The 2,496-nt window shown below is 58.2% G+C and carries 2 protein-coding genes and 1 pseudogene; all 3 read left to right on the top strand.

Features of this window, described 5'->3' with window-relative positions; all coding sequences use genetic code 11:
- Positions 1-1,021 (top strand): polysaccharide biosynthesis tyrosine autokinase (locus tag EN750_RS28970; RefSeq protein WP_127398795.1); only part of this gene is annotated, 1,021 nt, incomplete at its 5' end.
- Positions 909-2,168 (top strand): hypothetical protein, encoded by a 1,260-nt coding sequence (locus tag EN750_RS28975; protein WP_127398796.1) that lies wholly within the window; start codon positions 909-911, stop codon positions 2,166-2,168. The genes EN750_RS28970 and EN750_RS28975, both read left to right, overlap by 113 nt.
- Before the next feature lie 65 nt (positions 2,169-2,233).
- Positions 2,234-2,496 (top strand): annotated as a pseudogene (locus EN750_RS28980) (O-antigen ligase domain-containing protein); the annotation flags it as partial.

Here is a 2,496-nt window from a genome sequence, read left to right on the forward strand (position 1 = left end):
GCCCACAGCCCCCTATTCTCCACGTCTGAGCATCAACCTTGCAGTCGCTCTCGCGCTTTTCATGGCCCTGGCTGCATCGATCATCTACATCATCGAGTTGCTGAACAATACTTTCACCAACCCGGAGCAGATCGAGAAAGAGCTGGGGCTGGCGATGCTCGGCATCCTGCCGCTTGTCGGTGACCGCGAACTCATAGCCAGCATCGCCGATCAAAAATCCGGGCTCTCCGAGGCCTATCGTTCGCTGCGAACATCGCTGCAGTTCTCCGGTGCGGAGGGCGCGCCGCGATCGCTGCTGGTGACCAGTTCGGAACCGTCGGAAGGCAAGTCGACCACGTCGTTCAAGCTTGGCCAGGATTTCGCGGCACTCGGCGCAAGGGTTCTGCTTGTCGACGGCGATCTCCGCAAACCCAACCTGCACCGGCTGTTCGGCCTCGACAATGCGATCGGGTTGAGCAACCTGCTGACTAATACCGTTCGCAAGGACGATCTGCCGGGCATTTTCAGACCGACGAAATACCCTAATGTCACCGTGCTGACGTCCGGAACGATTCCGCCGAATCCGGCCGACCTGCTCTCGTCGCCGAAGATGGCGTTGATCTTGACCAATCTCGGCAAACGCTTCGATCTGGTCATCATCGACGCCCCGCCGGTCGTCGGTCTTTCCGATGCACCAATCCTCAGCCGGCTTGCCGAAGGCACATTGATGGTCGTTTCGACCAATCAGGTCACACGCAAGTCAGCCAAAACGGCACTCAAGCGTCTGCGCTCAGCCGGTGCGAACGTGATCGGAGCGGCGATGTCGAAATTCACGGTCAACAAGTTCGATTACAATTACGCCTATAAATACATGAACTATCAGTACTACGACTATGGCGCGAGTACCCCGAAAATTGAGGGCAAAGTCGATGACGGAGCAGGCGAGCCCGCTCACGCGAAATCTCCGGCGTTCAGGCGTTTGGTTCGTCGCCTCCGTTCTGGTGTTGGCGGTTTCGTCGATAGGGCTAAGTCGGCTTCTTGAGTCGGAAACGCCGGCCGTCTCGCTTGCGCTCGATCCGTTGAACATAGATGCCTTGATAGGCGAAATTGCCGGTCGGCTGAGCGGAACAGGCGACGGTGTTGATCTCGAGGTCTTGGCAGCAAAGGCGAGGGGCGCGCTTCGTTTCAACGTCGCGGACGCCCGGCTCTACAGCCTGATAGGCGAGATTGAGTATCGACAAGGCGAGAAAGACGAGGCTTTTGAACTCTTCGACCAGGCTCGAAAGCTGTCCAAGACTGAAATCCATTCGCTTCAGAGATCGATCGATCGCTCGATCGAGATGGGCGACCTGTCAAAGGCCGTCGCCGAGATCGACACGTTGCTGCGCCGGTGGCCGGACACATTTCCAGTCATTGCGGCGGGCTTGCCGGCTATTCTTGCAAACCCGGACGGATATCAGGCTGTCCTGGCAGCCTTAAGGATCGAGGCACCGTGGAGGTCCAATCTTTTCTCCGCCCTTGGTAAGGATCCGCGGGGCCTGCGCGTCGCAAATCAACTGTTGCTGGACCTTACCGGATCGAGCTCACAACCGACGTCGAAGGAATTGTCTGCCGTAATCAACGGGTACATCCGGCAGAAGGAATACGAGGCGGCCTATCGGCTGTTCCTGTTCAGTCTGACCGATCAGGAGCGGACACTGGCCGGATACATCTTCAACGGCGGCTTTGAACAGATCCTCAGCAACAAGCCATTCGACTGGCAGGTTCGCGACCGCTCCGGTCTGGAAATTACCTTTGCCGGGGCGCGCGATGTCGCAGAAAGCGATAGCGGAGCGACTGTCCGGTTTCTGAATACGCCGGTGAAGAACGCCGCGCTCCAGCAATATGTCGAACTGCCTCCCGGCTCCTACAGGATTTCCCTGATCGCCTCCGCGAGAAACCTGAAGCTGCCCAAGCAGTTGTTCTGGTCCATCAGATGCGCGGATCCGGCGGGAGAAATAGCTCGGTTCAACATTCCGGAGGGCACATTCAATCGGCGGCAGTTGAGTCTGGATTTCGCGATCGGACCAGGCGCGTGTCCCATGCAAGTGTTGCGGCTGGAAACAGCTGCCATCGCTGAGAGCTGGCGATTTCGATACGTTGGCACGTTGGTCATGCACAAATTGAGCATCGAAAGAGTTTCATCTTGAGAGAGCGGTCAGCCCGGTCCACGGAATGGGAAAAATATCTGCTTGGGTCGGTTCTTTTCCTGTCAGTGCTGATTGGCGGCGGCACCGCGAGCGGTCTCTACACCGAAGCGCTGATCGAGGTGGCGGCGATTGTCGCGGCCGCGGCCATCTTTTCAAGGCCGTCTGAGCACGGCATCCCTCGCTCGGCCCTGTGGTTGCTTGCTCTGGGCCTTGCCGTGTTCTGTTTCCAAATCGTGCCGTTGCCCGCCGCCCTGTTGAGCGGATTGCGGCCTGAGGTTCTACTTGCAAATCCATGGCTGAGCGGTGAAACCGGGCTGCGTTTCGTCAG

Source organism: Mesorhizobium sp. M7A.F.Ca.ET.027.03.2.1 (assembly GCF_003999175.1).
In the GTDB taxonomy this organism is placed as follows: domain Bacteria; phylum Pseudomonadota; class Alphaproteobacteria; order Rhizobiales; family Rhizobiaceae; genus Mesorhizobium.

Excerpts from the sequence above, each read along its gene's own strand:
- EN750_RS28975 (WP_127398796.1), top strand. The coding sequence starts at position 909 with ATGACGGAGCAGGCGAGCCCGCTCACGCGAAATCTCCGGCGTTCAGGC.